Origin of the sequence: Devosia sp. ZW T5_3 (assembly GCF_044987315.1) — a bacterium.
Lineage (GTDB): Bacteria > Pseudomonadota > Alphaproteobacteria > Rhizobiales > Devosiaceae > Devosia.
In genome coordinates this window covers 15,725-41,529 of the sequence record NZ_JBJDRE010000002.1, presented here as the reverse complement: position 1 = coordinate 41,529, position 25,805 = coordinate 15,725, and the positions used below count along the sequence as shown (strand labels likewise).

At 62.1% G+C, this 25,805-nt stretch carries 23 protein-coding genes; 13 read left to right on the top strand and 10 right to left on the bottom strand.

Annotated features, from left to right (window positions below):
- Positions 1 to 167: 167 nt before the first annotated feature.
- The 7 genes from ACI3KW_RS02715 (at position 168) to ACI3KW_RS02685 (ending at position 5,478) form a co-directional block, all read left to right on the top strand.
- The gene (locus ACI3KW_RS02715; RefSeq protein WP_404846824.1) at positions 168 to 767 is read left to right on the top strand and encodes an anthranilate synthase component II; all 600 of its coding nucleotides are present in this window, start codon (positions 168 to 170) and stop codon (positions 765 to 767) included.
- Positions 764 to 1,786, top strand: a complete 1,023-nt coding sequence (gene trpD, locus ACI3KW_RS02710) for an anthranilate phosphoribosyltransferase (protein ID WP_404846823.1) — start codon at positions 764 to 766, stop codon at positions 1,784 to 1,786. Before ACI3KW_RS02715 ends, trpD begins: the two co-directional genes overlap by 4 nt.
- Positions 1,783 to 2,595, top strand: a complete 813-nt coding sequence (trpC, locus tag ACI3KW_RS02705; RefSeq protein WP_404846822.1) for an indole-3-glycerol phosphate synthase TrpC — start codon at positions 1,783 to 1,785, stop codon at positions 2,593 to 2,595. The genes trpD and trpC overlap by 4 nt, the downstream gene beginning before the upstream one ends.
- Positions 2,595 to 3,077 carry a cyclic pyranopterin monophosphate synthase MoaC gene (moaC, locus tag ACI3KW_RS02700; protein ID WP_404846821.1) on the top strand — a complete coding sequence of 161 codons (483 nt, stop codon included), beginning with the start codon at positions 2,595 to 2,597 and terminating at the stop codon, positions 3,075 to 3,077. Before trpC ends, moaC begins: the two co-directional genes overlap by 1 nt.
- On the top strand, positions 3,074 to 4,276 hold the full coding sequence (gene glp / locus ACI3KW_RS02695) for a gephyrin-like molybdotransferase Glp (protein WP_404846820.1): 1,203 nt from the start codon (positions 3,074 to 3,076) through the stop codon (positions 4,274 to 4,276). The genes moaC and glp overlap by 4 nt, the downstream gene beginning before the upstream one ends.
- Positions 4,277 to 4,384: 108 nt before the next feature.
- Positions 4,385 to 5,098: a transcriptional repressor LexA gene (gene lexA, locus ACI3KW_RS02690; protein ID WP_113120662.1), complete on the top strand. Its 714-nt coding sequence runs from the start codon at positions 4,385 to 4,387 to the stop codon at positions 5,096 to 5,098.
- A 29-nt stretch (positions 5,099 to 5,127) separates the two neighbouring features.
- Positions 5,128 to 5,478, top strand: coding sequence for a YybH family protein (locus tag ACI3KW_RS02685; protein WP_404846819.1), 351 nt, complete (start codon positions 5,128 to 5,130; stop codon positions 5,476 to 5,478).
- Between the two features lie 50 nt (positions 5,479 to 5,528).
- Here ACI3KW_RS02685 and ACI3KW_RS02680 read toward each other — a convergent pair whose 3' ends face one another.
- Positions 5,529 to 7,325, bottom strand: a complete 1,797-nt coding sequence (locus tag ACI3KW_RS02680) for an IlvD/Edd family dehydratase (RefSeq protein WP_404846818.1) — start codon at positions 7,323 to 7,325, stop codon at positions 5,529 to 5,531.
- Between the two features lie 300 nt (positions 7,326 to 7,625).
- Here ACI3KW_RS02680 and ACI3KW_RS02675 point away from each other — a divergent pair, with 300 nt between their 5' ends.
- The 4 genes from ACI3KW_RS02675 to ACI3KW_RS02660 are packed head-to-tail and all read left to right on the top strand — an operon-like array spanning position 7,626 to position 12,013.
- The gene (locus ACI3KW_RS02675) at positions 7,626 to 8,546 is read left to right on the top strand and encodes a 2-dehydro-3-deoxygalactonokinase (RefSeq protein ID WP_404846817.1); all 921 of its coding nucleotides are present in this window, start codon (positions 7,626 to 7,628) and stop codon (positions 8,544 to 8,546) included.
- 12 nt (positions 8,547 to 8,558) lie between these two features.
- Positions 8,559 to 9,170 carry a 2-dehydro-3-deoxy-6-phosphogalactonate aldolase gene (locus tag ACI3KW_RS02670; protein WP_262168055.1) on the top strand — a complete coding sequence of 204 codons (612 nt, stop codon included), beginning with the start codon at positions 8,559 to 8,561 and terminating at the stop codon, positions 9,168 to 9,170.
- Positions 9,167 to 10,045 carry an SMP-30/gluconolactonase/LRE family protein gene (locus ACI3KW_RS02665; protein ID WP_404846816.1) on the top strand — a complete coding sequence of 293 codons (879 nt, stop codon included), beginning with the start codon at positions 9,167 to 9,169 and terminating at the stop codon, positions 10,043 to 10,045. Before ACI3KW_RS02670 ends, ACI3KW_RS02665 begins: the two co-directional genes overlap by 4 nt.
- A gap of 9 nt (positions 10,046 to 10,054) precedes the next feature.
- Positions 10,055 to 12,013, top strand: coding sequence for a beta-galactosidase (locus ACI3KW_RS02660; RefSeq protein WP_404846815.1), 1,959 nt, complete (start codon positions 10,055 to 10,057; stop codon positions 12,011 to 12,013).
- Here ACI3KW_RS02660 and ACI3KW_RS02655 read toward each other — a convergent pair.
- A complete protein-coding gene (locus ACI3KW_RS02655) occupies positions 11,982 to 14,012 on the bottom strand; it encodes a ComEC/Rec2 family competence protein (RefSeq protein WP_404846814.1) in 2,031 nt (676 codons plus the stop codon). The two genes, ACI3KW_RS02660 and ACI3KW_RS02655, sit on opposite strands and share 32 nt — an antisense overlap.
- A gap of 196 nt (positions 14,013 to 14,208) precedes the next feature.
- Here ACI3KW_RS02655 and gltX point away from each other — a divergent pair, with 196 nt between their 5' ends.
- Positions 14,209 to 15,627, top strand: a complete 1,419-nt coding sequence (gltX, locus tag ACI3KW_RS02650; RefSeq protein ID WP_404846813.1) for a glutamate--tRNA ligase — start codon at positions 14,209 to 14,211, stop codon at positions 15,625 to 15,627.
- 148 nt (positions 15,628 to 15,775) lie between these two features.
- Positions 15,776 to 17,065 (top strand): citrate synthase, encoded by a 1,290-nt coding sequence (gene gltA / locus ACI3KW_RS02645; protein WP_404846812.1) that lies wholly within the window; start codon positions 15,776 to 15,778, stop codon positions 17,063 to 17,065.
- Between the two features lie 84 nt (positions 17,066 to 17,149).
- On the opposite strand, the gene ACI3KW_RS02640 is transcribed toward gltA, so the two are convergent.
- The 8 genes from ACI3KW_RS02640 to ACI3KW_RS02605 form a co-directional block, all read right to left on the bottom strand.
- Positions 17,150 to 18,289 carry a lipid-A-disaccharide synthase gene (locus tag ACI3KW_RS02640; protein WP_404846811.1) on the bottom strand — a complete coding sequence of 380 codons (1,140 nt, stop codon included), beginning with the start codon at positions 18,287 to 18,289 and terminating at the stop codon, positions 17,150 to 17,152.
- A gap of 21 nt (positions 18,290 to 18,310) precedes the next feature.
- Positions 18,311 to 19,120, bottom strand: coding sequence for an acyl-ACP--UDP-N-acetylglucosamine O-acyltransferase (gene lpxA / locus ACI3KW_RS02635; RefSeq protein WP_113120672.1), 810 nt, complete (start codon positions 19,118 to 19,120; stop codon positions 18,311 to 18,313).
- Positions 19,117 to 19,593, bottom strand: coding sequence for a 3-hydroxyacyl-ACP dehydratase FabZ (gene fabZ / locus ACI3KW_RS02630; RefSeq protein WP_262168069.1), 477 nt, complete (start codon positions 19,591 to 19,593; stop codon positions 19,117 to 19,119). The genes lpxA and fabZ overlap by 4 nt, the downstream gene beginning before the upstream one ends.
- Positions 19,590 to 20,615, bottom strand: coding sequence for a UDP-3-O-(3-hydroxymyristoyl)glucosamine N-acyltransferase (gene lpxD, locus ACI3KW_RS02625; protein ID WP_404846810.1), 1,026 nt, complete (start codon positions 20,613 to 20,615; stop codon positions 19,590 to 19,592). Before lpxD ends, fabZ begins: the two co-directional genes overlap by 4 nt.
- 72 nt (positions 20,616 to 20,687) lie before the next feature.
- Complete coding sequence (gene bamA / locus ACI3KW_RS02620; RefSeq protein ID WP_162740106.1) at positions 20,688 to 22,814, bottom strand: outer membrane protein assembly factor BamA; 2,127 nt, start codon at positions 22,812 to 22,814, stop codon at positions 20,688 to 20,690.
- A gap of 184 nt (positions 22,815 to 22,998) precedes the next feature.
- The gene (rseP, locus tag ACI3KW_RS02615; protein WP_404846809.1) at positions 22,999 to 24,135 is read right to left on the bottom strand and encodes an RIP metalloprotease RseP; all 1,137 of its coding nucleotides are present in this window, start codon (positions 24,133 to 24,135) and stop codon (positions 22,999 to 23,001) included.
- A 40-nt stretch (positions 24,136 to 24,175) separates the two neighbouring features.
- A complete protein-coding gene (locus ACI3KW_RS02610; protein ID WP_404846808.1) occupies positions 24,176 to 25,036 on the bottom strand; it encodes a phosphatidate cytidylyltransferase in 861 nt (286 codons plus the stop codon).
- Positions 25,033 to 25,794, bottom strand: coding sequence for an isoprenyl transferase (locus tag ACI3KW_RS02605; RefSeq protein ID WP_404846807.1), 762 nt, complete (start codon positions 25,792 to 25,794; stop codon positions 25,033 to 25,035). Before ACI3KW_RS02605 ends, ACI3KW_RS02610 begins: the two co-directional genes overlap by 4 nt.
- Positions 25,795 to 25,805 lie beyond the last annotated feature (11 nt).

Sequence of the window (25,805 nt, the reverse complement as noted above, 5' to 3'; positions counted from 1 at the left end):
CGAGGTCGGGCGAGTGGAGGCCGGTGCCACGACCTCGTCCTTCGACGGGCTCAGGATGAGGTCTACTGAAATTCATCGATGGCGGGACGAGTTCTGAAAACGGAGGTTCCCGCTTTCGCGGGAATGACACCGTGGTTGGAATTTGTCTTTAGTGGAAAGTCCCGAACATGACCCGCACTCTCGTCATCGATAATTACGACAGCTTCACCTACAATCTCGTCCACTTCCTCGGAGAATTGGGCGCCGACGTCACTGTCTACCGCAACAACAAGATCACCCTGGACGAAATCGCTGATATGGCGCCCGAGGCGATCGTGCTGTCCCCCGGCCCTTGCACGCCCAACGAAGCCGGCATTTGCCTCGCCGTCATCGACCGCTTCAAAAGTCAGATCCCGATCCTGGGCGTGTGCCTGGGCCATCAGGCCATCGGCCAGGCCATGGGTGGCGACGTGATCCGCGCGCCCCATCTCGTGCACGGCAAGACCAGCAAGATCCATCACACTGGCAAGGGCCTGTTTCGCGGCCTGAACAATGACTTCGAGGCCACGCGCTACCACTCGCTGATCGTCAAGTCCGAAACCCTGCCGCAAACCCTTGATGTCACCGCCACCACCGATGATGGGCTGATCATGGGCATGCAGCACAAGACCCTCCCGGTCCATGGCGTGCAGTTCCACCCCGAAAGCATCGCCTCGGAAAACGGCCACGCTTTGCTGCAGAATTTCCTCAATATTGCCCGCGACTTCAACGGGCAGAGGGCTGCGTGATGGATATCAAAGCCGCCCTCAACAAGATTGCCGACCGGCGCGACCTGACCGGCGAAGAAATGCGCGCCGTCATGCGCACCATCATGGCCGGCGAAGCCACCCCCAGCCAGATCGGTGCGTTCCTGATGGGTATGCGCATCAAGGGCGAAAGTGTCGGTGAAATCGCCGCCGCCGTCTCGATCCTGCGCGAACAGATGGTGCCTGTCGAAGCTCCCGAAGACGCCGTCGATATTGTCGGCACCGGCGGCGATGGCGGGGGCACGCTCAATATCTCCACTGCCAGCGCCATCGTCGTCGCCTCCATCGGTGTCCCCGTCGCCAAGCATGGCAACCGCGCCCTTTCCTCCAAATCTGGCGCCTCGCAGGTTCTCGAAGCCCTCGGCGTCAAGCTCGACCTGACCCCGGCCGAAATCTCCCGCTGCATCGTCAAAGCCGGCATCGGCTTCATGTTCGCGCCTAGCCACCATCCGGCGATGCGCCATGTTGGCCCCTCGCGCGCCGAAATGGGCGTGCGCACCATGTTCAACCTGCTCGGCCCCCAATCCAACCCGGCGGGTGTGCGCCGCTACATGCTGGGCGTCTATGCCGAGGAGTGGGTCGAGCCTGTCGCTGCCGCCCTGCTCGCCAATCGGGCGATCAAGGCCTGGGTCGTGCATGGCAGCGATGGCCTCGACGAAATCACCGTCACCGGCCCAAGCTTCGTCGCCCAGATCGCCAATGGCGACCTGCGCAGCTTCGAAGTCACCCCCGAACAGGCCGGCCTCAAGCGTCACGACGCCAAGGATTTGCTCGGCGGCGATCCCAGCTATAATGCAGCGGCGATGCATGCGCTGTTCGACGGCGCTCCTGGCGCTTATCGTGACATTGTATTGCTCAATACGGCGGCAACCCTCATCGTGGCCGACAAGGCCGCCGACCTCCGCGAAGGCGCTGCCATGGCGGCCGAAGCAATCGACAGCGGCAAAGCAAAACAAACTCTGGCCCGCCTCGTGGCGGTTTCCAACGGACAGGACCAATGAGCGATATCCTGCAGCAGATCGAGGCCTATAAGCGCGAAGAAATCGCCGCGGCCAAAGCCATGCGCCCCTGGGCCGAGGTCGTGGCGCAGGCCCACGACCAGCCCGCGCCCCGCGGCTTCGTCAGCGCCATCAAGGCCAAGCGCAGCCAGGGCCAATATGCCCTGATTGCCGAGGTGAAAAAAGCCAGTCCCTCCAAGGGTCTGATCCGCCCCGATTTCAATCCGGCCGAAATAGCCCGCGCCTATGAAACCGCCGGCGCCGCATGCCTCTCGGTGCTGACCGACCGCCCTTCCTTCCAGGGCTCGCCCAGCTACCTGATCGAGGCTCGTGCCGCCACGCGCTTGCCCGTTTTGCGCAAGGACTTCCTGTTCGAAACCTATCAGGTCGCCGAAGCCCGCGCCTGGGGCGCCGATTGCATCCTGGTCATTCTTGCCGCCATTGGCGACGACGTGGCCCGCTACCTGCTCGACGCCGCCGCCGAATGGGGCATGGACGCCCTCGTTGAGGTCCACGACCAGCTCGAACTCGACCGCGCGCTGGCTCTGGGCGCCGAGTTCATCGGCATCAACAACCGCAATCTGCGTACCTTTGAGACCACGCTCGACACCTCGATCAATCTCGCCATCGGCGTGCCGAAAAACGTCCTCCTGGTCAGCGAAAGCGGCATTATGAGCCATGACCATGTGGTCAAACTCGAACAGGAAGCCGGCATCGGCACCTTCCTCGTCGGCGAAAGCCTGATGCGCCAGGACGATGTTGCCGCCGCCACCCGCACCCTGCTGATGGGCGCCCCCGAGGTCGTCCGCTGATGGCTGAAGCCAGCCTTACGCATCTGAACGAGCGCGGCGAAGCCCATATCGTCGATATCGGCGACAAGGCCTCCACCAAGCGCCGCGCCGTCGCCCAAGCGCGGGTCATCGCCCAGCCGGCCACCATCACCGCGATCATGGGCGGGAGCCTCAAAAAAGGCGACGCCCTGGCCGTAGCCCGCATTGCCGGCATCATGGCCGCAAAAAAAACCGCCGAACTGATCCCGCTCTGCCATCCGATCCCGCTCACCAAGGTCAGCGTCGACATCTCGGCCGAGAACGACACCGCCATCCGCATTGAAGCCACTGCCGAAACCACCGGCCAGACCGGTGTCGAAATGGAAGCCCTGGTCGCCGCCTCCACCGCCGCGCTGACGCTCTATGACATGGCCAAGGCCATCGACCGCGCCATGGTGGTCACCGACATCTGCCTCCTCGAAAAGTCCGGCGGCAAGTCCGGCGATTTTACGCGCGCGCCATGAGCCTCTTGCCCGTCGAAGACGCCATCGCCGCCATTCTCGCTCGCGTACCCGCCGTGCAGCCCGAAAGCGTCGCCCTGGCCCACGCCAATGGCCGCGTGCTGGCGCAAACACTGTTCGCCACCCACGACCAGCCCCCCTTCAATGCCAGCGCCATGGACGGCTACGCCGTCCGAGCCGCTGACATCGTTCCCGGCCATAGCCTGACGCTGATCGGCACGTCCCAAGCCGGCGCAGGTTTTTCTGGCAGCGTCGCCGAAGGCCAGTGCGTCCGCATCTTCACCGGCGCGCCGGTTCCCGCTGGCGCCGACGCCGTCATCATGCAGGAAGAGGCGACGGTAAACGGCAATCTGGTGAGCTTTACCGAGCAGCCCAAGCCCGGTCGCAGCATCCGCGCCATTGGCAATGACTTTGCCACGGGCGATGCCCTGATCGAGGCTGGCGTCCGCATGGGCCCGATGCAGCTGGCCGTGGCTGCCGCCGCCAATGCGCCCAGTCTTACGGTGGCCACGCGCCCCCGCATTGCTCTTCTCGCCACCGGCGACGAGTTGGCGCTGCCTGGCTCGCCACTCGCGCCCGACCAGATTGTCGCCTCCAACAGTTTTGGTCTTGCGCCCATGTTCGCGCCCTATGCGGCCGAGGTCACCGATCACGGTATCGCCCGTGATGACCGCGCCGCCCTGCGCGCCAAGCTCGAATCGATCTTCGCGGCCGAGCCCGATATTTTGATCACCACCGGCGGCGCTAGCGTGGGTGACCACGATATCGTCCAGGAAATTCTGCTCGAACTCGGCGTAACGCTCGATTTCTGGCGCATCAACATGCGCCCGGGCAAGCCACTAATGTTCGGCACCCGCGGCAAGACGCTGATTTTCGGTCTGCCGGGCAATCCTGTCTCGGCCATGGTCACTGCCACCGTCTTCATCAAGCCGGCCCTGCGCAAATGGCTCGGCTATGTCGAACAGCCCAGTTGGCGCCTGCCTTTGGCTGGCCCCACGCCGCCCAATTCGGCGCGCCGCCACTTCATGCGCGCCCAGCTCGTCCACACGCCAACCGGCCCCGAGCTCATGCCGATCTCACAGACCGACAGCGGCCACACCTCGTCCCTGTCAAATGCTGATATGCTGATCATCCAGCCAGAATTCGACCCCGGCGCCCATGCAGGTGCGATTGTCGAAACCATAGAGATCGACGCATTTTGACTGTCGAGCCAAGAAAATCGCGATACGGGCGCGGGGGATATTGCGGAACATAACTGGAACACGTATAGTCGTTCTGCCTATGTTCCGAATCCCTGTGGAGGGCCGCCAATGCTGACGCGCAAACAACACGAGCTGCTGATGTTCATCCACGAACGGATGAAGGAAAGCGGCATTCCTCCCTCATTCGACGAAATGAAGGACGCTCTCGATCTGGCGTCCAAATCCGGCATTCACCGCTTGATCACCGCGCTGGAAGAGCGCGGCTTCATCCGCCGCCTGCCCAACCGGGCCCGCGCCCTCGAAGTGGTCAAGCTTCCCGATTCGATGAATCCTTCGCTGGGCGGCCGCAAGGCGCGCTTCGAGCCATCGGTCATCGAGGGCACACTGGGCAAGGTATCCAACCCGCCGGCGCGCCAATCTGTTGGCGACGATTACGCCCGTCCGATCTCGATCCCCGTCATGGGCCGCATCGCGGCTGGCACGCCCATTGAGGCTATCCAGACCCACTCCCACACCATCATGGTGCCCCCCGAAATGCTGGGGGCCGGCGAACACTACGCGCTGGAAGTGCGCGGCGATTCCATGATCGAGGCCGGTATTTTTGATGGCGACACCGTCCTGATCAAGAAGCAGGAATCGGCCAGCACCGGCGAAATCATCGTCGCCCTGGTCGACGATGAGGAAGCCACCCTCAAGCGCTTGCGCCGCAAGGGCAATACCGTCGCACTCGAAGCTGCTAACCCAGCCTATGAAACCCGGATTTTCCCGCCTGACCGGGTCAAGGTCCAGGGACGCTTGGTGGGGCTGCTGCGGAAGTACTGATAGTGGACCACGCCACGCCTGAGGCGGTGATGGCAGCTTATGCCGAGCTCATCAACCAGCATGATTTTGAGCTGCTGACATCGTTGATCGATGACGACGCGACCTTTTGGTTCAGCTCTGGCTCCTACCATGGCATGGAGTCAGTGCGAGCCGCCTTCGAGCGGACCTGGCAGCGGTTTTCAAACGAAAGATATTGGCTGGAAGACGTCCGCTGGATCGCCAAGGCGGATACGGCGGCAAGCTGCATCTATAGTTTTCATTGGCAAGCGGTCATCGAAGGGCAACTGGCGCAAGGCAGCGGCAGAGGAACGACCGTTCTCGGCAAGCGAAGAGGCGAGTGGCGCATAGCACATGAGCATCTGAGCGCCTTTCCCGAGTAAAAAAGGCCCGCTGGTTTGGCGGGCCTTTCTGTTTCTGAGACTTAGCGCGCCTAGTGATTATCCCGCGGAATCCCGTTGGTCTGAGCGATCCGCTGGTACTTTTCAGCTGGCTTCAAAATAGCGCCGTCGCCGAGCTGGCCGACGATGCCGCGCTGGATTTCCTGCCATGGGGTCTGATGCTTGGGATATTTGTACCCGCCCATCGATTCCAGATCGGCCCGACGCGTGGCGATTTCCTCGTCGGAAATCAGGATATTGGCCGTGCCGGTATTGAGATCGATGCGCACCCGGTCGCCGGTCCGCAGGATGGCGAGATTGCCACCGGCAGCCGCTTCGGGCGATGCGTTGAGGATCGAGGGCGAACCCGACGTGCCCGACTGGCGGCCGTCGCCGATACAAGCCAGCGCATGGATACCCTTCTTGATCAGGTAATCAGGCGGCCGCATGTTGACGACTTCCGCCGCGCCTGGATAGCCGATGGGCCCGGCGCCGCGCATGAACAACAGGGTATGTTCGTCGATCTCGAGGGAGGGATCGTCGATCCGGTGGTGGTAATCCTCCGGCCCGTCGAACACGACAGCCTTGCCCTCGAACGCGCCGGGGCTGGCCGGATTGTTAAGATAGCGGTCGCGGAATTCCGAAGAAATCACGCTGGTCTTCATGATGGCGTTGTCGAACAGATTGCCCCGCAGCACCAGGAACCCGGCTTCGGCCTTGAGCGGATTGTCGAAGGAGCGAATGACCTTGTCGTCCTGGATCGTGCTGTTGCGGCAGTTCTCGCCAATGGTCTTGCCATTGACGGTCGGCGCATTCTCGCGGATCAGGCCCTGGCTCATCAGTTCGTGGACCACCGCCGGCACGCCGCCAGCATGGTAGAAGTCCTCGCCCAGATATTCGCCCGCCGGCTGCATGTTCACCAGCAGCGGCACCTTGTGGCCATAGGTCTGGAAATCCTGCAGTTCCAGCTCGACACCAATGTGCTTGGCAATGGCCTGGATATGGATCGGGGCATTGGTCGAGCCACCGATCGCGGAATTGACCACGATGGTATTGATGAAATTGTCCTTGGTCAGGATGTCGGAGGGCTTCAGATCCTCATGCACCATGTCCACGATGCGCTTGCCAGTGCGGTAAGCCATTTCCTGGCGATCGCGATACGGCGCGGGAATGGCGGCAGAGCCCGGCAATTGCATGCCCAGCGATTCGGCCAGCGAGTTCATCGTGCTTGCGGTGCCCATCGTGTTGCAGAAGCCGGTGGACGGCGCCGAGGACGCCACCAGTTCGATGAACTGGGCATAATCGATCTCGCCAGCCGCCATCATCTGGCGGGCCTTCCATACAATGGTGCCCGAGCCAGTGCGCTCGCCCTTGTGCCAGCCATTGAGCATCGGCCCGACCGACAGCGCGATGGCGGGAATATTGACCGTGGCGGCGCCCATCAGCATGGCAGGCGTGGTCTTGTCGCAGCCAATAGTCAGCACGACGCCGTCCAGGGGATAGCCATAAAGCACTTCGACCAGGCCCAGATAGGCGAGGTTCCGATCGAGCCCGGCGGTGGGGCGCTTGCCGGTTTCCTGGATCGGATGCACCGGGAATTCGATGGCAATGCCGCCCGCTTCCCGAATGCCTTCGCGTACGCGTTCGGCCAGCACGATGTGGTGGCGGTTGCACGGCGAAAGATCGGACCCCGTCTGCGCGATACCAATGATCGGCTTGTCCGACTGAAGCTCTTCGCGCGACACGCCAAAGTTCATGTAACGCTCGAGATAAAGCGCCGTCATGTCTGGATTGTCAGGATTATCGAACCAAGCGCGCGAACGCAGCTTCTGGGGCTTGCTGGCAGTCATTTCCTCATACCTCACTGTCCGCGCTGGCGGATCGTGCCTCAACGATTGCAGCTTTCTAGCATGCCCACAGCGGTAGTGAACGGAATTCTGCCAAAAAATCATACTTTTTAGAGGCGCAGAAAAAAGCCCTGTGCAATGTTCCGAAACGCGTCTGCTCGCTTACCAAATGAGGAGACGAAACCATGGGCCTTGGGCCTTTGTTCTGTCTCGCCGGCATCCGTAGATTCTGGCTGGTTCCACCGGCGCTCTACTATTAGGGTCGCCCCGCCGGGATAAGGCATGCGGCTCAGAGGAGTGATTTTGACTGACATCGTGGATTGGGTCGCCGTTGATTGGGGCACCTCGAACTTGCGCGCCTGGGGCATTGCTGCCGATGGCGCGGTGACGTTCTCGCGCAACTCCCCCAAGGGCATGGGCAAGCTCACGCGCGAGGACTATTCCGCCGCGCTGAGCGAATTGCTCGATGGGGTCACCGGCACACGCGCCGGCGCAATCGAGGTGCTGGTCTGCGGTATGGCCGGCGCCCGCCAGGGGTGGCTGGAAGCCCCCTATCTCGAAGCCCCCACCGATCTGCGCCATCTGCTCGCGGGTGCTGTCCAGCCGGCCATGCCCAACACCCGTTTCGCGGTCTCGATTCTGCCCGGCGTCTGCCAGAAAAACGGCGCCGACAATGTCATGCGCGGCGAAGAAACCCAGTTGCTCGGGCTCGCCTCCCTGCGGCCCGGCTATACCGGCGTGGTCTGCATGCCCGGCACCCATTCCAAATGGGCGCAGCTCAACGGCACCCGCATCGATCATTTCGCTACCGCCATGACCGGCGAATTGTTCGAAATCCTCAGCACCCATTCGGTGCTGCGTCATTCCCTCGCTGGCAGCCTCGATGGCCCGGGCCGCGCCGAAGGCTTTGCGGCCGGTGCCGCAGCCGGACTCGAACGCCCGCAGGAATTGCTCGGCCAATTGTTTCAGGTCCGCGCCGGCTCGCTCCTCTCCGGCCGCACGCCCGATTGGTGCGCCGGCTTCCTGTCCGGCCTGTTGATCGGCACCGAGATCGGCAGCAATCGTCATCTGATTGGTGCCGAACCTGTGCCATTGATCGGCTCGGCCGCACTTTGCGCGCTTTATGCCGATGTGCTCGCCAAAACCGGCGCAACAGGCCTCCCCGTCGACGCAACAGATGTGGTGCTGGCCGGCCTCAAAGCCGCCCGCAGCGCCATCGCCTGATCGGAGTTACCCATGAATCACCGTCACATCATCGCCATCCTGCGCGGCATCACCCCGCCCGAAACCGTCGCCGTCTGCGAGGCGCTGGTCGCCGCCGGGATCACCATGATCGAGGTGCCGCTCAATTCCCCCGACGCGCTGACCAGTATTGCACTGGCCTCCAATGCCTTGGGCGACAAGGCCGCCATTGGGGCGGGCACAGTGCTCACCAAAAAGCAGGTCTGGGCCGTGGCCGATGCCGGGGGCACGTTCATCGTTTCGCCCGACACCAATAAAGCGGTGATCGAGGAGACTGTACGCATCCAGATGCTCTCCTATCCTGGCGTATTCACCCCCACCGAGGCATTCCGCGCTATCAAGGCGGGCGCCACCGGACTCAAATTCTTCCCCGCCGAAGTGCTGGGTGCCAAGGGCATCAAGGCGATCAAAGCCGTGCTACCGCCGGAAATGCCGATCTATGCTGTAGGCGGTGCCAATCCCGACAATTTCGACGAATTCTTCGCGGTGGGCTGCACTGGCTTTGGCCTGGGCACTTATATCTACAAGCCCGGCATGGACGTGGCCCAGGTCGCCGAGCGCGCGGCTATTGCCGTTGCCGCCTATGACAAGGGCCTGGCGCAATGACCCAGACGGCAAAACTCCTGCTCGACAGCCAATGTGCATTGGGCGAAGGCCCGATCTGGCATGCAGGCCGCCAGCAGTTGTTCTTCTTCGACATCAATGAGCAGACGTTGTTCGCCGTGACCGCTACGGGCGAGATCGCCGACAGCTGGCTGTTCAACGAAATCGTGGCCGCGGCAGCCATTGTCGACGATCACACGCTGGTGTTGGCCACCGAAACGGGTCTCAAGCAGTTTGATCTCGCCACTGGCGGCATGAACCGCATCAACGAGATCGAGGCCGATAACGCGCTGACCCGCACCAATGACAGCCGCGTGCATCCCTCGGGCGCGTTCTGGATCGGCACCATGACCAAGAGCGAAACGGAAGCGCCAATCGGAGCGGTCTATCACTATCGCAACGGCACGCTGACCACGCTCAAATCCGGAATCAAGATCCCCAACGCGACATGCTTTTCGCCGGACGGCAGCATCGCCTATTGGAGCGACACGCCGACCAAAAAGATTATGCAATGCCCCACCGATCCGGCCACCGGCTTGCCGACCGGCGATTGGACCCTCTTTGCCGACGTTTCGGACCATCGTGGCTATCCCGATGGCGCCGTGGTTGATAGCCAAGGCTATCTCTGGAACGCCCGTTGGGGCGGTTCCTGCGTCGTCCGCCATGCGCCCGATGGCTCTATCGACCGCGTCATCGAGGTTCCCGTCAGCCAGGTCACCTGCCCCGCTTTCGGCGGCCCCGATCTCAAGACGCTATTCATCACCACCGCCAACAAGAATCTCAGCGTCGAACAACTCGCCGCCGAGAAAGTTGCCGGTGGCCTGTTTGCCATTGCCGTCGATGTCGCCGGTCTTCCTGAAACTCCGATTGCCCTCTAGAGCCACAAAATGACCCCTGCCCTTGGCGTTTGCTACTACCCCGAACACTGGCCCGAAGACTGGTGGGATCGCGACGCCGCCCGCATGGCTGAGGTCGGCATCAAATTCGTCCGCATCGGCGAATTTGCCTGGTCCAAGCTTGAGCCGACACCGGGCGACCTGCGCTTTGACTGGATCATCCGGGCCATGGATGTGCTCGGTCGTCACGGCCTCAAGGTCGTCTTCGGTACGCCCACCGCCACGCCGCCGCGCTGGATGGTCGACAAGCATCCAGATATGCTCGCCGTCGACGCCAATGGCCGCAAAAAGGGTTTTGGCTCACGCCGCCACTACGACTTTTCGCACCTCGGCTATCGCGAGGAAGCCGCCCGCATCACCCAGCTGCTGGCCGATGCCGTCGGCAATCATCCCGCGCTTGGCGGCTGGCAGACCGACAATGAATATGGCTGCCACGGCACCACCTATTCCTATTCCCCGGCAGCCGAAGCCGGCTTCCGCACCTGGCTCAAGGCCCGCTACGGCACGATCGAAGCCTTGAACGAGGCCTGGGGCAATGTCTTCTGGTCGATGGAATATAATCGTTTCGACCAAATCGAATTGCCCAACCTGTTGGTCGCCGAAGCAGCGCCCGCCCACGATCTGGATTTCCGTCGCTACGCCTCCGATCAGGTCGCCGCCTTCAACAAGGTGCAGTACGACATCCTCAAGGCCAAGCGCCCGGACCTGCCGGTCATCCATAATTTCATGGGTCGCTATACCGAATTCGACCATTACGACGTGGCCGAAACGCTCGACGTGGCCAGTTGGGATGCCTACCCGCTCGGCCACCTTGCCCAGAGCGACGAGCCTGAGGACGTCAAGCGCAACTATATGCGCCAGGGTGAGCCCGATTATCAGGCCTTCCACCACGATCTCTACCGCGCCGTCGGCCATGGCCGCATGTGGATCATGGAGCAGCAGCCTGGCCCGGTGAACTGGGCCAATTTTAATCCCGATCCACTTCCCGGCATGGCCCGCCTCTGGGCGTGGGAAGCCTTTGCCCACGGCGCCGAAGTCGTCTCCTATTTCCGCTGGCGGCAGGCCCCGTTTGCGCAGGAGCAGATGCATGCTGGCCTGTTGCGCCCCGATAGCGAACCGGCGCCAGCCTATCACGAAGCTGCTCAGGTCGCCGAAGAGCTGCGCCAGACCGCCATCGCCGGCACAGCCGCCAAGGGCCGCGTCGCCATCGTGTTCGATTATCAGAGCGAATGGGCCTGGCAGATTCAGCCCCAGGCCAAGGGTTTTAGCCACAGCGCCCATGTCCGCGCCGTCTATGCCGCCTTCCGCAAGCATGGCGTCGATATCGATATCCTGTCACCCAACACCAAGAGCTTTGCGGGCTACGACATTGTCGCCATTCCCGCGCTCTTTGCCTGGAATGATGCCCTGCGCGAAGCCATTGCCGACTTTGAAGGCCACCTCCTGCTTGGCCCCCGCTCGGGTTCAAAGACGCAGAACTTCGCCATCCCCGCCGCCCTGGCGCCAGATCTGCCGAGCAATCTGCTCGACGCCAAGGTGCTGCGCATCGATAGCGTCGATCCGACCCTTGAGGTGGAAGTGCGTGGTGGCGGAGGTGCCGTGCGGCATTGGCGCGAGCGCATCGAAACCCGCGCCGAGGTCGAAATCGAGGATGCTGAAGGCTGGCCGGTGCTGATAGCGCAGGGCAAGCTGCATTACCTGGCCGCCAGCGGCAACAAGGCACTGGTTCAGCGCATCGTCGATTATCTAATCGCCGAGGCCGACGTTCCCACGCTATTGCTGCCCGCCGGCGTTCGCTCCCGGGTTCGCGACGGCTTCCGCATCTATGTGAACTACGGCTCCGGCGCTGCTGTGCTGAACCCGGCCGCCGACGAATCCGGCTACGTGCTGGGCACTGCCGAAATGCCCGCTGCGGGCGTCACCGTGGCAAAACTCGCCAAGGCCTCGTAGTATTGGGAACGGCGGTGCGGATCTCGAACTGCCCCGCCGTTTCATCCCAACGCAGCCAGTGCACCCCGCCCGTGCGCAGTGCCGCCGCGTCGATATATTGTGCCACAGTACACGTCGTGGGCACCCTGATGCGGCTGATCACCAGATCATGCGTTGGGCAATCCTCGGCAAAGGCCGCCGCGCTCTTGATGACGGCGATTGAAAATTCCGGCGTTGTCGCCACACAGGCAATGCTGTCGCAGCGCGCCTCCGCCAGCCCTTCGCCAATCGTTTCCTGATAATGCTGGCTCCACACTTCCACGGCAAAGCTGCCCGCGCGCCCGGTCACCAGTCCCACGCCTTCGGCGCCGCGTAACGCGACGGCCTGCGTCGTGTCGGCCACCAGGATATCGGGCCGTTGATCGAGCCCCAGCAGGAGGATCAGCGGCAGCGCGACCACCGGCCCCAGCATCCGCCACCAATTGCCGACAAAGGCAAACCAGGCCAGCGCAGCAACGCCGATCAGGATGGCGACAGGCGTAAGCAGCGGGTTACCAGTCAGCCCTTCGCTCCAGCCGGCCACCAGCACGCCGCCACCCACCATGCGGTCGATTCCCCACCCCATGACGGATACAGCGGCCCCTTCGATGCCGAAGGGCATCAGCAGGACCGAGATTACGGCAAATGGCATGATGACGAGACTCACCACCGGCAGTACCAACACATTGCCGATGACGCCGAGCGGCGCCGTCTGCTGGAAGTGATAGGCGGAGAAGAGCAGCGTCGCCAGACCGGCAATGAAGCTGGTCAGCGCCGTCACCCAGACCGTGCTGCCCATGCGCAGCAGCCAGCCGCTCTGCCCCTTTACCGGCCGGCGCGGCAGCTCAAAATACCCGATCAAGCCAACCACGGCAGCAAACGACAGCTGGAAACTGGGCCGGAATATGCTTGCCGGATCGATCAGGATGATCGCCAGTGCCGCGAACGCCACATTGCGCATAGTCAGCGCCCGCCGGCCCGCCAGCACCGCGCCAAAAATCAGCGCCAGCATGATGGTGGAGCGCAAAGCCGGCACATTGGCCGGTCCGCCCGCCAGCATGAGATAGCCGGCCGCAGCAACGAGCCCGCCAATAGCAGCCAGTTTCTTGACCGGCAGCCGCGTGCCTAAAGCCGGCACCGAGGCCAGTCCCAATCGCAACAGCCAGAACACCCCGCCCGCCACGATCGACAGATGCAGGCCAGAAATCGAATAGATATGCGCCAGCCCCGACTCGGCCAAAATATCCCGCGTCTCGTCGCTCAGCGCACTCTGGTCGCCCATCACCATGGCGCGGCCGATCGCTGCCGTGTCGCCATCGAGCACCGCATCGATCCGCGCACCGATGCTGAAGCGCAGGCTCTCGATCATGCGGCTTGCATCAAATCCGCTGGCTGGCGTCACCAGTGTAAAATCGCCAATCACCGAGCCATAGGCGCCGATGCCGGAAAAATACGAATGAAACTGCCCGTCATAGCCGCCGGGTAAGACCGGCCCCGGTACGGGCGCCAGCCGGAACCGGCCGGATATGGTGTCGCCCAGTTCCAGCGCCGGCTCGGCAGGCACCAGCAACCGCGCCTTTGTGATTGCCACTGGCCGTGTCGTTCCCATCGGCACTGGCCCCGACACGACAATCCGGCGCTCCTCGGCATTGGCCGAGATGATCTCATCGACCCGCGCCTCAAACTCGCCATAGGCGGGAAATGCCAGCATTTGCGTGCCGAACAATGCGCTGTGAATCGGCAGCAGGCAGAACCCGGCCCAGAATGCGCCGAGCAATGCGACTACTGGCAAAGCCCGGAACCGCCAAACCATGGCCACTGCCACACAGAGAGCCAAAGCGACGCCGATCAAAGCCTGCGGCAGCGGTTCAAACGGCAATTGGGCATAAGCCGCCAGTCCGAAAATCATGGCGAAGGGCAGCAGTACAAACAGCCGCCGCGTTGCGATGGCAGTAGATAGTCCATCGCGGAGCGAGGCCAAAACGCTACCGCGGCCTTTAGTTAGCGGCCATACTTGCCGTTTTACCGGAACTGGATTCAGCCGGAGGCGCGCCCGCTCCGGCGCGGTTCTCGGCTCAAGTGTTTCTGCCCCCAGCACCCGCCTAGCCCCCGCCCTTGCGCTCGTGCCCCTCTATGGTACACACGGCTCGCAAATTCGTCCAAACTTTCCGGTCGCCATGTCTCAGGTTGTCACCCGCTTCGCTCCTTCGCCCACCGGCTATCTACACATTGGCGGTGCCCGCACGGCACTGTTCAATTGGGCCTATGCCCGCAAGACCGGCGGCAAGATGCTCCTGCGCATCGAAGATACCGATCGGGAACGCTCCACCGAAGCCGCAGTCGTGGCGCTGATCGATGGCCTGACGTGGCTTGGCCTCACCTGGGAAGGCGAGCCGATCAGCCAGTTCGGCCGCGCCGCGCGCCACGCCGAAGTGGCGCATGAGCTGGTGAAAATGGGGCATGCCTATTATTGCTATTGCTCGCCCGCAGAGCTCGACCAGATGCGCGAGGAAGCCCGCGCTGCCGGCAAGCCCCCGCGCTACAATGGCTATTGGCGCGACCGCGACACCACGGAAGCCCCGGCCGGCGTCGAGCCCGTCATCCGCATCAAGGCCCCGCTCACCGGCGAGATCGTCGTCGATGATCACGTACAGGGCAAGGTCGTGTTCAAGACCGAGAACCTGGATGATTTCATCATCCTGCGTTCCGATGGCACACCGACCTATATGCATGCCGTAGTGGTGGACGATCACGATATGGGCGTCACCCATATTATCCGTGGCGACGACCACCTGACCAATGCCGCCCGCCAGATCGTCATCTACAACGCCATGGGCTGGACCATTCCGGAGATGTCCCACATCCCCCTGATCCATGGCCCTGATGGTGCCAAGCTCTCCAAGCGCCACGGCGCGCTGGGTGTCGAGGCCTATCGTCAAATGGGTTATCTGCCCGAGGCCTTGCGCAATTATCTCGCTCGCCTGGGCTGGAGCCATGAGGACGACGAGATTTTCTCCACCGAGCAGATGGTGGAATGGTTCAGCCTCGAAGGCCTCAACAAGGGTGCCGCTCGCTTCGACTTCGTCAAGCTCGAGAGCATAAATGGCCATTATATCCGCGAGGCCAAGCCGGAATACCTCTACGACATCATGATCGCGACGGCCGAGGAAGTCGGCCGCCTGACGGATCTCGAAGGCCTCGTCGCCAACAAGGCAACTGCGCTGGCTGCCTTGCCCGAGCTGCAGCCGCGCGCCAAGACTATTCTCGAGCTGATCGATCTGGCCCAGTTCATCTATGCGTCACGTCCGCTTGCTATCGACGCAGCAGCATCGGCTTTGTTGACCCCCGATGCCCGTGGCGTTCTGACCGATATGGAAGAGACCCTGCGCGGCCTCAACGAGTGGAGCGTGCCGGCCATCGACGCCGCCATGCGCGCGCTCGCCGAAACCAAGGGCCTCAAGCTGGGCAAGCTCGCCCAGCCGCTGCGCGCCGCCCTCACCGGCCGCACTGTATCGCCGGGCATTTTCGAGGTCATGGTGTTGATTGGCCGCGACGAAAGCATGGCCCGCCTGGCCGACCAGACCGCTGCTCACTAGAGCGCGAGGAGGGTAAGCGCTGCTTACCTATCGATTGCATCGCGGGGGCGAAAACTGATACCTCTCCCGCATGCTGCTACGCAGATTTGCCGGCCCAGCCCAACCGAAATTCCTTCCCTTCGGGCGCGCGGCCAACGAGGAGAGCTGAATGACCGATAAAGTCGCCAAACTCGTCATCGGGGACCAGACTTACGAATTTCCGGTACTGGCCGGATCCGTTGGGCCTGAAGTAATCGACATCCGATCTTTGTACGCCAAAACCGGGCTGTTCACCTACGATCCCGGCTTTACCTCGACCGCAGCCTGTGACAGCGCGATCACCTATATCGACGGCGACAAGGGCGAATTGCTCTACCGCGGCTACCCGATCGACCAGCTCGCTGCCAAGAGCAACTACCTCGAAGTCTGCTACCTGCTGCTTTACGGCGAACTGCCCAGCAAGGCCCAGATGGCCGAATTCGAAGAGCTGGTGACCCGCCACACCATGGTGCATGAACAGATGCACTATTTCTACCGTGGCTTCCGGCGCGACGCTCACCCGATGGCCGTCATGACCGGCGTGGTCGGCGCCATGGCCGCGTTCTATCACGACTCCACCGACATCAACGATCCGCAGCAGCGCGAAATCGCCTCGATCCGCATGATCGCCAAGATGCCGACGATCGCCGCCATGGCCTACAAATATTCGATCGGTCAGCCCTTCGTTTATCCGCGTAACGATCTCGATTACGCGGCCAATTTCCTGCATATGTGCTTTGCCGTGCCGGCCGAGGAATACAAGGTCGATCCGCGCATCGCCCGCGCCATGGACCTGATTTTCACGCTCCATGCCGATCACGAGCAGAATGCCTCGACCTCGACCGTGCGCCTCTCCGGCTCGTCCGATGCCAATCCCTTTGCCTGTATCGCCGCCGGCGTCGCCTGCCTGTGGGGTCCGGCGCATGGCGGCGCCAACGAAGCCGCGCTCAACATGCTCAAGGAAATCGGCACTGTCGACCGCATCCCCGAATTCATCGCGCGTGCCAAGGACAAGAACGATCCGTTCCGCCTGATGGGTTTTGGTCACCGCGTCTACAAGAACTTCGACCCGCGTGCCACGGTGATGCAGGCGACCGCCAAGGAAGTGCTCGACATTCTGGGCGTGCACAATAACCCGACGTTGCAGGTGGCCCAGGAGCTCGAAAAGATCGCGCTCGAGGATCCCTATTTCATCGATCGCAAGCTCTATCCGAACGTCGATTTCTATTCCGGCGTCATCCTGGAGGCCATCGGCTTCCCCACCTCGATGTTCACCGTGCTGTTCGCCGTCGCGCGCACCGTCGGCTGGATTTCGCAGTGGAAGGAAATGATCGCCGACCCGCAGAAGAAAATCGGCCGCCCGCGCCAGCTCTACAATGGCTCGCCAGCTCGCGACTTCACGCCCGTCGCAACGCGCTAGGCGTTTACCTCTACAAGTCTGCGGCCCCATCCTTGTTCGAGGATGGGGCCGTTTTCATGAATGAGCACTATTCGCAGTTAAGCGTTAGCCTCGCCACCAGGCAAGGACCCGATCTGCAGGGTCCTGACGCGGGGATTCAGGTTCGCCATGTTCCATCAGGTCTGACAGCTCGCCAAAAGCGGCGATCTGGGCCTGGCGGGCTGCCTTGTCGTCGAGCAGGTTGCGCACCGCTCCGGTCAGCACCGTGGCGTCCGGTTGCGACAGGACCAGTTCTGGCGCCGCCGCTCGCTTGAGCACGATATTGGGCAGGCCGACCATCGGCCGGTTGATCTTCTCGTAGACCCGAGCCTGATGTCCGTCCATGACATAGCTGATGACCATCGGCACACCCGCCAAGGCCAGTTCCAGCGTCGCCGTGCCGGAAACGGCCAGTGCCAGAACCGCCCGCTGGTACAGCGCGGCTCGCTCGGAGCGTTCGGCAATCACGGTGACCGGCACGGGCCAATCCGCCACTTCGCGGCGCAGCCGCTCGGCCAGAATCGGCAGGGTTGGGATAACAAAGCCGGTCACCGCGGGGTGATTTGCCACTTCTGCGGCGACCTGCCGGAATAGCGGCAAATGCCGCCGCAACTCGCCATCCCGGCTGCCCGGGAGCAAGACCAATGGTCCCGCTTCCACGGCATCGCGTTGCTGCAGCCGCTCGCGCAAAGCCGGATGGCCAACATAGGCCGTTGGCGGCCCGCCCAGTCGGGCCATCACTTCGGGCTCGAAGGGCAAAACGGCCAGCACTTCATTGAACAGCGGCGTGAGCTTGGCCGCGCGTCCGGGCGAACGCGCCCAGACCGAGGGCGCTACATAGAGTAGGATCGGCCCGGTATATTTCATGGCGCGCAGCCGCCGCGCCAGCAGCGCGGAGAAATCCTGGGCGTCGAACAGCACGACGATATCGGGCTGGGTCGAGCGGATCACCCGCGCCGTCTGCTCGATCCGCCACAACAACAGCGGCAGGCGCAGCAACACATCCGTGACGCCCATGACCGACAAATTGCTCATCGGAAACTGTGAGCGCAGCCCCTGCCCGATCAGCTCATCGCCGCCGACACCGCTCAGGTCGAGCGCCACTCGCTCGCGCAGGCGGCGGACCAGGTCGGCGGCAATCCTGTCGCCGGAGGGTTCGCCGGCCAGCACGAACAGCTTGAGCGGCCTGGCCATGGGCAATGTCATGCGGCGCTCCGCTGCTGGCGCCTAATCGAGCGTGGGACCATTGCGTGGCAACAGGATCGGGCGATCCGACGCGGCGGCGATGAACGCGACGACGTCCTGCACCAGGGCATTGCCCTTGAACAATTCGGCCGCATCCTCGACGCGCTCGCGCAACGTGCCCTCGCTGGCGAAAATCATGCGATAGGCCGCGCGCAGCTTGTGGATTTCTTCGCGATCGAACTTACGCCGCTTGAGGCCAACGAGATTGAGCCCCGTCAGCACCGCGCGGTTGCCGACCGCCATGCCATAGGGGATCACGTCGCCATCGACCATGGAATGGGCGCCGATAAAGGCGTGCGCGCCAACGCGGGTGAATTGATGCACCACGCAATTGCCGCCGAAGATAACATTGTCACCAACCTGGCAGTGCCCGGCAATGCCCACATAATTGGCCATGATGACATTGTTGCCGATGATGGCGTCATGCGCGACATGGGCGCTGGCCATGATCAGGCAGTCATTGCCGATCTTGGTCAGCATGCCGCCGCCTTCGGTGCCCGGATTGAGGGTCGCACCCTCGCGGATCGTGCAGCGCTCGCCGATCACCAGGCGCGAATTCTCGCCGTGATATTTGAGATCCTGCGGCTGCAGGCCGACCGAGGCAAACGGAAATATACGCGAGCCAGCGCCGACCTCCGTATTGCCATCGATGACGACATGGGACACCAGTTCCACATTGTCGTGCAGGATGACCTTGTCCCCCACGATGCAATAGGGACCGATCTTGACGCCTTTGCCGATGCGCGCGTGCTGCCCGACAATTGCCGTCGGGTGAATTGCGGCATCGCTCACGGTGTTGCCTCGATGATCATGGCAGTGATCTCCGCCTCCGCGATAACGGTGCCTTCGACGATGGCCTTGGCTTGGTAGCGCCCGACATTACGTCGGCGCTGGATCTTGGCGATATGGAATTCGATGACGTCGCCGGGGCCTGCCGGTTTACGGAACTTGGCCTTGTCGACGCCCAGCATCAAGACGATGTTCTTCTTGCCGCCGCCAGCATCGTGCTTGATCACGATCGCGCCCGCAGTCTGTGCCATGCCCTCGATGATCAGCACACCGGGGAAAATCGGATTTTCGGGAAAATGGCCTTGGAAGATGGGTTCGTTGAACGTGACGTTCTTGATGCCCACGGCCGTCTCATCACCGTCGATCTTGATAATCTTGTCGATCATCAGGAACGGATAGCGGTGAGGCAGGCTCCTGAGGATTTCGGCAATGTCCATCGCCGCCAGCTCAGTACCCTCTATCGCGCTGTCGGTCATCCCCGCTTGTCCCCTTTTGTCAGTTTGCGCATGGTGGCGATCTCGCGCCAGAAATCTCTTATATCCTGCGCCGGAGCTCCGGCAAGTTTCGATCCTGCGGGCCAGTCCTTGGTGACGGCTGCCCGGCCGTGGACCACCGAGCCAGACCCGATCGTCAGATGGCCGGAGGTACCGGCGCCGCCGCCCATCAGGACGCTGTCGCCAATAATGGTCGAACCCGCCAGCCCGCTCATTGCCGCGATGATGCAATTGCGGCCAATCCGGCAGTTATGACCGATCTGGACCAGATTATCGATCTTGGTGCCTTCACCAACCATGGTGTCGCCCAGCGCACCGCGATCGATGGTAGAATTGGCGCCCACTTCAACGCGGTCCTGAAGCAGGACCCGGCCCAATTGCGGCAGCTTGCGGTTGCTGATGCCGAAATCCAGCCAGCCAAACCCTTCGGTACCGATGCGCACGCCGGACTGGATGACGACGTCATTGCCGATATGGGCACAATCGATGGTGCAATTGGCCGCGATAATGCAATTGCGGCCGATGGTGACGCCGGCACCGATGACCGTATTGGCGCCGATGATCGTGCCGCGACCGATCTCGACCCCGGCGCCAATCACCACATTGGAGCCCAGCGTCACATCGCGCTCAAAGATCGGTGCGCCAAGATCGTCCCGGCCGGCCGAAATGATGGAGCGCGTGTTGGACGGATAGAGCTGATCGAGAATATCGGCGAACAGGTGATGGGGCTTGTCGGTGACAATCGCCACGCTGCCGGCCGGAACGGCATCGCGCAGTGCCGGCAAGACTATAACGGCGCCTGCCGAGGTCTTACGGAGTGCCTCGGTGTAACTGGCGTGGGCGGCCAGCGCGAGATCGCCCGAAGCGGCAAGATCCAGCTCGGCGACACCCGATATTGCCGGGTTGGCCCGCTGGGAGGGCAGCAATTCACTGCGGCCCACCGCAGTCAGGATCGCGCCAAGCGTGGCCGTTCCGGCAAAACGATGAAATCGGGTATCGACCATGATGTCACTTAAAAAGATTGAGCCGCGGCGCTACCGCCCCGCGGCTCAATAACTGAGTCACTGCACTTTAGCCTACAGCAGAGTCTGCAGGGTCAGCTGGAACAGCTGGGTGCGGTCGTCGGTCGACTTGTTCAGCACGTGGGCGAAGTCGCCACGCAGCGGGCCGAACGGCGAGTCCCAGATCAGCGAGGCGCCGATCGAAGTCCGCCACGGCGAGTCAATGCTCTCCGGATCAACCGCATTGCCATTCGTATTCGGCAGGCTGCCATCATCGATCCAGGCAGCATCAGCCCAGATTGCACCCGACAGACCATAGGTCTCCGGCAGAACCGGGATCGGGAACTGGATTTCAGCAGACAGGCCAGCATACATGGTGGCGCCCAGATATTGGTCACCCACGATGCGCGGACCCAGACCACGGCTTTCAAAGCCACGGATCAGCTGCGAACCAGGCAGGAAAGCTTCGACGACATTGACGCCATTGTCGCTGAAGTCGTTGATCACGCCAGCCTGGCCCCTGACGCTGGCAACGATGCCGCTGTCGTCAAGCAGAGGCACGAAGTAGCGGGCACGAGCTTCGCTCTTGAGCAGGTTGTGATCCCAGCCGATATATTGCTGAGTAAAGGTCGCATAGAGACCGCTCGTCGGCTTCTTGGTGTCGTCCAGGCCATTCCAGGTCAGCGTATAGCCAACGAATGCCTTGTAGAACTCATCGCCATCATTGAGCAGCAGCGACTTGTAGGTGCCGTCCGTATCGGAGATCAGCTTGCGCTCGGCACCAGCGAACACCGTCGCCGACAGGTCGCCCATGATCGGCATGCTGGCACGCAGCTGGCCGCCGGTCGCCTGGACGCCATAATAGTTGCGCGAGGATTCGTCGGTGATGCGGTGATACGCATCGACGCCGGCAGCAACCTTGAGGCCCATGAAGCGGGGCTCGGTGAACGAGAAGTCGAAGGTACGACCCGATTCCGACGCGCCGATTGCAGCGCGCAGATACTGGCCACGACCCAGGAAGTTGCGTTCTGTCAGCGAGATTTCGCCCAGAATGCCTTCCGAAGTCGAGTAACCGGCCGTCGCGCCGTATTCACCCGTCGACTGTTCGGTCACGGCAATGTTCAGCACGACCTTGTCGGCGGCAGAGCCAGGAGCGGTCGAGAGCTGCACGGCGGAGAAGAAGCCGAGTGCTTCGATGTTCTTGCGGCCACGGATCACCATGGAGCGGTTGAAGGGGTCGCCTTCACCGAATTCCAGTTCGCGACGGATCACGAAGTCGCGGGTCTTGGTGTTGCCGGTGATGTTGATGCGCTCGACATAGATGCGAGCACCCTCGTCCACCAGGTAGGTGACGTTGAAGCGGCCATTGGTGACATCGCGGTCGAGACGAGCACGGACGTCGGCAAAGGCATAACCCTGCGACGTGGCCTCGTAGGACATGTCCTCGATGGTCTTCTGCAGATCGGTAACCGAGTAGCCGCCACCCTCACGGGTATCGACCGAACCGGTCAGCGCATTGGTGTTGAGGCCATCAATGCTGGTCTCGATGCCGACATTGCCGAAGGTGTACTTCTGGCCTTCATTGATGGTGAAGTTGATGAAGTAGGCATTGCGCGAGGCATCGAACTCACCGACCGAAGTCACCTGCGTGTCGGGATAGCCGCGATTGGCGTAATAGAGGCGAATGCGCTCACGGTCGACGGCGAGCTTCTGCTCGTCATAGCTGTCATCCTTGAAAAGCCAGCTCAGGAAGCCGGTTTCCTTGGTGAGCATCGCGCCCTTGAGATTGCCGGAATTGAACGCATTGTTCCCGGTGAAATTGATTGCCGCGATGCCGGCGCGATCGCCCTCATTGACCACGAAGGTCACGCGGACGCGGCCATCCGGAATAACTTCGGTGCGCGCCGTAACCGACACGCCGCGGAAGCCATCGCGATCATAGGCCTGACGGATGCTTTCAGTATCGGCTGCGAGGCGCTGCTGGGAGAAGATGCCCGAAGTGGACATGTCCACCATGGTGAGCAGCTGCTTGTCGGAGAAACGGCGGTTTCCCTCGAACAATACCGAGCCAACAAGCTGTTGTTGCTGGGCGTGAGCAGAGACAACGCCAAGAAGCGGAACACCAGAACCTGCCAGCGGGGCAGCGCCCAGGATTGCCAGCGCCAAGAAAGCGCCGCGCATCAGCTTGGTGGGGTGGATCATATTTTTATTGCCTTCTGCGACCAGGCCCAAGGGCTCGCCATGCACAGCGCTCCCCCAAGCAAACTCCATTACACCGTTTTACCGTCTTTTTAACCAACGGCAAGGCGGAAGCCTCGACGCGGTTAGCAAATGATTGGTGCACTTGTATTCCTGCAACACCTTGCGAACCAAGGTTAACCAAAGGCTAACCCAGAGTTCTCAGATAGGCAAACAGGGTGTCGTTAAAGAGCGTGAACACCATGAGAGCCAGGACCAGGGCAAACCCGAAACGGAACCCTATTTCCTGAACTTTCATGCTGAGCGGACGCCCTCGCACGGCTTCGACGAGATAGTACAATAAGTGCCCGCCGTCGAGCATGGGTACGGGTAAAAGGTTGAAGATTCCGATATTAAGCGACAACAAGGCTGTCAGATTGATCAGCGCGATGATGCCGAGCGTCGCCACTTCCCCGGAAACCTTGGCGACTTTGACCGGGCCACCCAATTGTTCGACATCGCCGCGGCCGACGAAAAAATCGCCTAGGAAGGCGCCGGTGCGCTGCACGATGAAGCGAATTTCTTCCACCGTCATGCCAATCGCCTCGATTGGACCGGGCCGATAGAGGCTCACATCGGCCTGATCGACATTCCGACTCACCCCGATGCGGCCGATCCGCTGGTTGTTCCCGAAGCGATCCTGCACCTCGACGGCTTCGGGCGTCAGCTCAATGGTCTGGTCGGCGCCATCGCGCTCGATGACGATGCTGACTGGCCGCTGCGGTGCGGTGGCGATAAAGCGCTGGAAATCGTCGAAGCCATGCACGGCGTAGCCGTCGACCGACACGACAGTGTCACCCGCTTCCAGCCCCGCCGCCTCGGCAACCGAGGCCGCCACTACTTCCCCGATCACCGGGGGAATGGTGTAGCGGCCATAGCCGAGCAGCAGGACGTAGAGAATGACAAAGGTGAGGATGACGTTGGCGATGGGGCCGGCAGCCACTACGGCGATGCGCTGCCACACATTCTTGTTGGCGAACAGCCGCGGCGCGAGTTCGGGATCAATGTTGGCCAGCGCATCATTGTCCGGCACGCTGGCAGCATTCATATCCCCGACGAACCGCACGTAACCCCCGAGCGGAATTGCGGAAATCCGCCAGCGTGTGCCATGCTTGTCGTCCCAGCCGATCAGTTCCGGGCCGAAGCCGACGGAAAAGGTCTGGATCGCCACGCCATTCCAGCGCGCCACCAGGTAATGCCCCATCTCGTGCACGAACACGATGACGGTAAGCACCGCCAGGAACGGAATGACGTAGGAAAGCAACCAGAAGGCGAAGTCGAACATGTCGTTCCTTATCGATCCGGCCACCTTGGCGGCCGGGTCATCACCAGTAGAGCAGGCCCTGGGCCACGGCGTCAAAGCCGCCATGCAGGCCGCCCACGATCAAAACCAGCAAGACGCCAAATGTGAGGCTATCGAGCCGGTCCATCAGGCCGCCATGACCCGGAATGATATCGCCGCTATCCTTGATGCGGAAATGACGTTTGATTGCGCTTTCGCCCAGATCGCCCAACTGCCCAAGAACGCTGATCGAGGCCGACAGCACGAGGCCGATCCACCATGGGGAATCGGTGATGACAATCCATAGCAACAGCCCTGCCCCGGTTCCCAGCGCCAACCCGCCGAGTGCGCCCGACCACGTCTTGGACGGCGAGATATCGGGCGCGAGTTTTTCTCCGCCGATCTGCCTGCCGGTAAAAAAGGCTGCAGAATCAGTCATCCACACCACCGTGCCGAGATAGAGGCCAGCCCAGACGCCGTGGATCGTGGTGCCCCGCATCATCAGGGCCGCAATGATGATGGAGCCGAAAATCACCAGCCCCAGCACCCGCCACCAGATGCCCTCGCCCCGCATGGCCAACGCGACCACACAAGCCACGGCGATAACGGCCATGCTGCCCAGCGGCCCGAATAGCGGGAAAACCACGCCGGACAGCGCCACCAGCCCGATCAGCGCCATGCCGCCGGGCGTCAGTGGCGCCCGCGACACCATGGTTTCCCATTCGCGATAGACGCCGCCAAATACCCCGCCGACCACGGCCGAAAACACATAGCCGCCCAGATAAAGCGCGGTGGCGGTCAAGGCAATCAGAACGGCAGCGGAGGCGAGACGTGGCCCGAGATCGGACCACAAACGGCGGCGATTGGCAGAAGGTTCTGACGAGGAATCGCCTGGATTGGTCAAGGTGATGCCGCCTCGATACCGCCGAAGCGCCTGACGCGCTGGGAGAAAATCTCCAGCACACGAAGGAATGTGGCCTCGTCAAAATCGGGCCAGTACTCATCCACGAAGACGAATTCCGAATAGGCTGCCTGCCAGAGCAGGAAATTGGAAATGCGCTGCTCGCCGCTGGTGCGGACGATCACGTCGGGATGCGGAATGCCGGTGGTATAGAGCGCCGCTTCGATTGTGGCCTCGGTTATGTCCGATGGCGCCAGCCGGCCGGCTGCGACTTCGGCGGCAATCCGCCGTGTCGCGTCGACGATTTCGGCCTTGCCGCCATAGTTGAAGGCGACGATCAGCAGGAGCCCGGTATTGGCAGCCGTCTTGGCCTCGACATCGTCGATCAGCCGGATCAGGGAGGGCTCGAGCCCGTCGCGCGAGCCGATGATCCGCACCTGCACATTGTTGCGGATCAGCCGTTGCAAATCCGATGCAACAAAGCGGCGCAACAGATTGAAGATGAAAACAATCTCATCCTTGGGCCGTGTCCAGTTTTCCGACGAGAAACTGAATACGGTGAGGTTTGCCACGCCGTAATTGATGCACAACTCGACGAGATTGCGCAGCGCCTTGACGCCCTCGATATGCCCCTCGGTGCGGCGCTTGCCGCGCGCTTTCGCCCAGCGGCCATTGCCGTCCATAATCACGCCGATATGCGCCGGAATGCGCAGCGACGCAGGCGGAGCGAGTTCGGCAATGCTGGCGGGGTCGATGGACATCCACGCTCTCC

What these genes read in the sequence shown, in the direction of transcription:
- ACI3KW_RS02715 (WP_404846824.1), top strand. Translation starts at nt 168, where the DNA reads ATGACCCGCACTCTCGTCATCGATAATTACGACAGCTTCACCTACAAT.
- trpC (WP_404846822.1), top strand. Translation starts at nt 1,783, where the DNA reads ATGAGCGATATCCTGCAGCAGATCGAGGCCTATAAGCGCGAAGAAATC.
- moaC (WP_404846821.1), top strand. Translation starts at nt 2,595, where the DNA reads ATGGCTGAAGCCAGCCTTACGCATCTGAACGAGCGCGGCGAAGCCCAT.
- glp (WP_404846820.1), top strand. Translation starts at nt 3,074, where the DNA reads ATGAGCCTCTTGCCCGTCGAAGACGCCATCGCCGCCATTCTCGCTCGC.
- lexA (WP_113120662.1), top strand. Translation starts at nt 4,385, where the DNA reads ATGCTGACGCGCAAACAACACGAGCTGCTGATGTTCATCCACGAACGG.
- ACI3KW_RS02685 (WP_404846819.1), top strand. Translation starts at nt 5,128, where the DNA reads ATGGCAGCTTATGCCGAGCTCATCAACCAGCATGATTTTGAGCTGCTG.
- ACI3KW_RS02680 (WP_404846818.1), bottom strand. Translation starts at nt 7,325, where the DNA reads ATGACTGCCAGCAAGCCCCAGAAGCTGCGTTCGCGCGCTTGGTTCGAT.
- ACI3KW_RS02670 (WP_262168055.1), top strand. Translation starts at nt 8,559, where the DNA reads ATGAATCACCGTCACATCATCGCCATCCTGCGCGGCATCACCCCGCCC.
- ACI3KW_RS02665 (WP_404846816.1), top strand. Translation starts at nt 9,167, where the DNA reads ATGACCCAGACGGCAAAACTCCTGCTCGACAGCCAATGTGCATTGGGC.
- ACI3KW_RS02660 (WP_404846815.1), top strand. Translation starts at nt 10,055, where the DNA reads ATGACCCCTGCCCTTGGCGTTTGCTACTACCCCGAACACTGGCCCGAA.
- gltX (WP_404846813.1), top strand. Translation starts at nt 14,209, where the DNA reads ATGTCTCAGGTTGTCACCCGCTTCGCTCCTTCGCCCACCGGCTATCTA.
- gltA (WP_404846812.1), top strand. Translation starts at nt 15,776, where the DNA reads ATGACCGATAAAGTCGCCAAACTCGTCATCGGGGACCAGACTTACGAA.
- ACI3KW_RS02640 (WP_404846811.1), bottom strand. Translation starts at nt 18,289, where the DNA reads ATGACATTGCCCATGGCCAGGCCGCTCAAGCTGTTCGTGCTGGCCGGC.
- fabZ (WP_262168069.1), bottom strand. Translation starts at nt 19,593, where the DNA reads ATGACCGACAGCGCGATAGAGGGTACTGAGCTGGCGGCGATGGACATT.
- lpxD (WP_404846810.1), bottom strand. Translation starts at nt 20,615, where the DNA reads ATGGTCGATACCCGATTTCATCGTTTTGCCGGAACGGCCACGCTTGGC.
- bamA (WP_162740106.1), bottom strand. Translation starts at nt 22,814, where the DNA reads ATGATCCACCCCACCAAGCTGATGCGCGGCGCTTTCTTGGCGCTGGCA.
- rseP (WP_404846809.1), bottom strand. Translation starts at nt 24,135, where the DNA reads ATGTTCGACTTCGCCTTCTGGTTGCTTTCCTACGTCATTCCGTTCCTG.
- ACI3KW_RS02605 (WP_404846807.1), bottom strand. Translation starts at nt 25,794, where the DNA reads ATGTCCATCGACCCCGCCAGCATTGCCGAACTCGCTCCGCCTGCGTCG.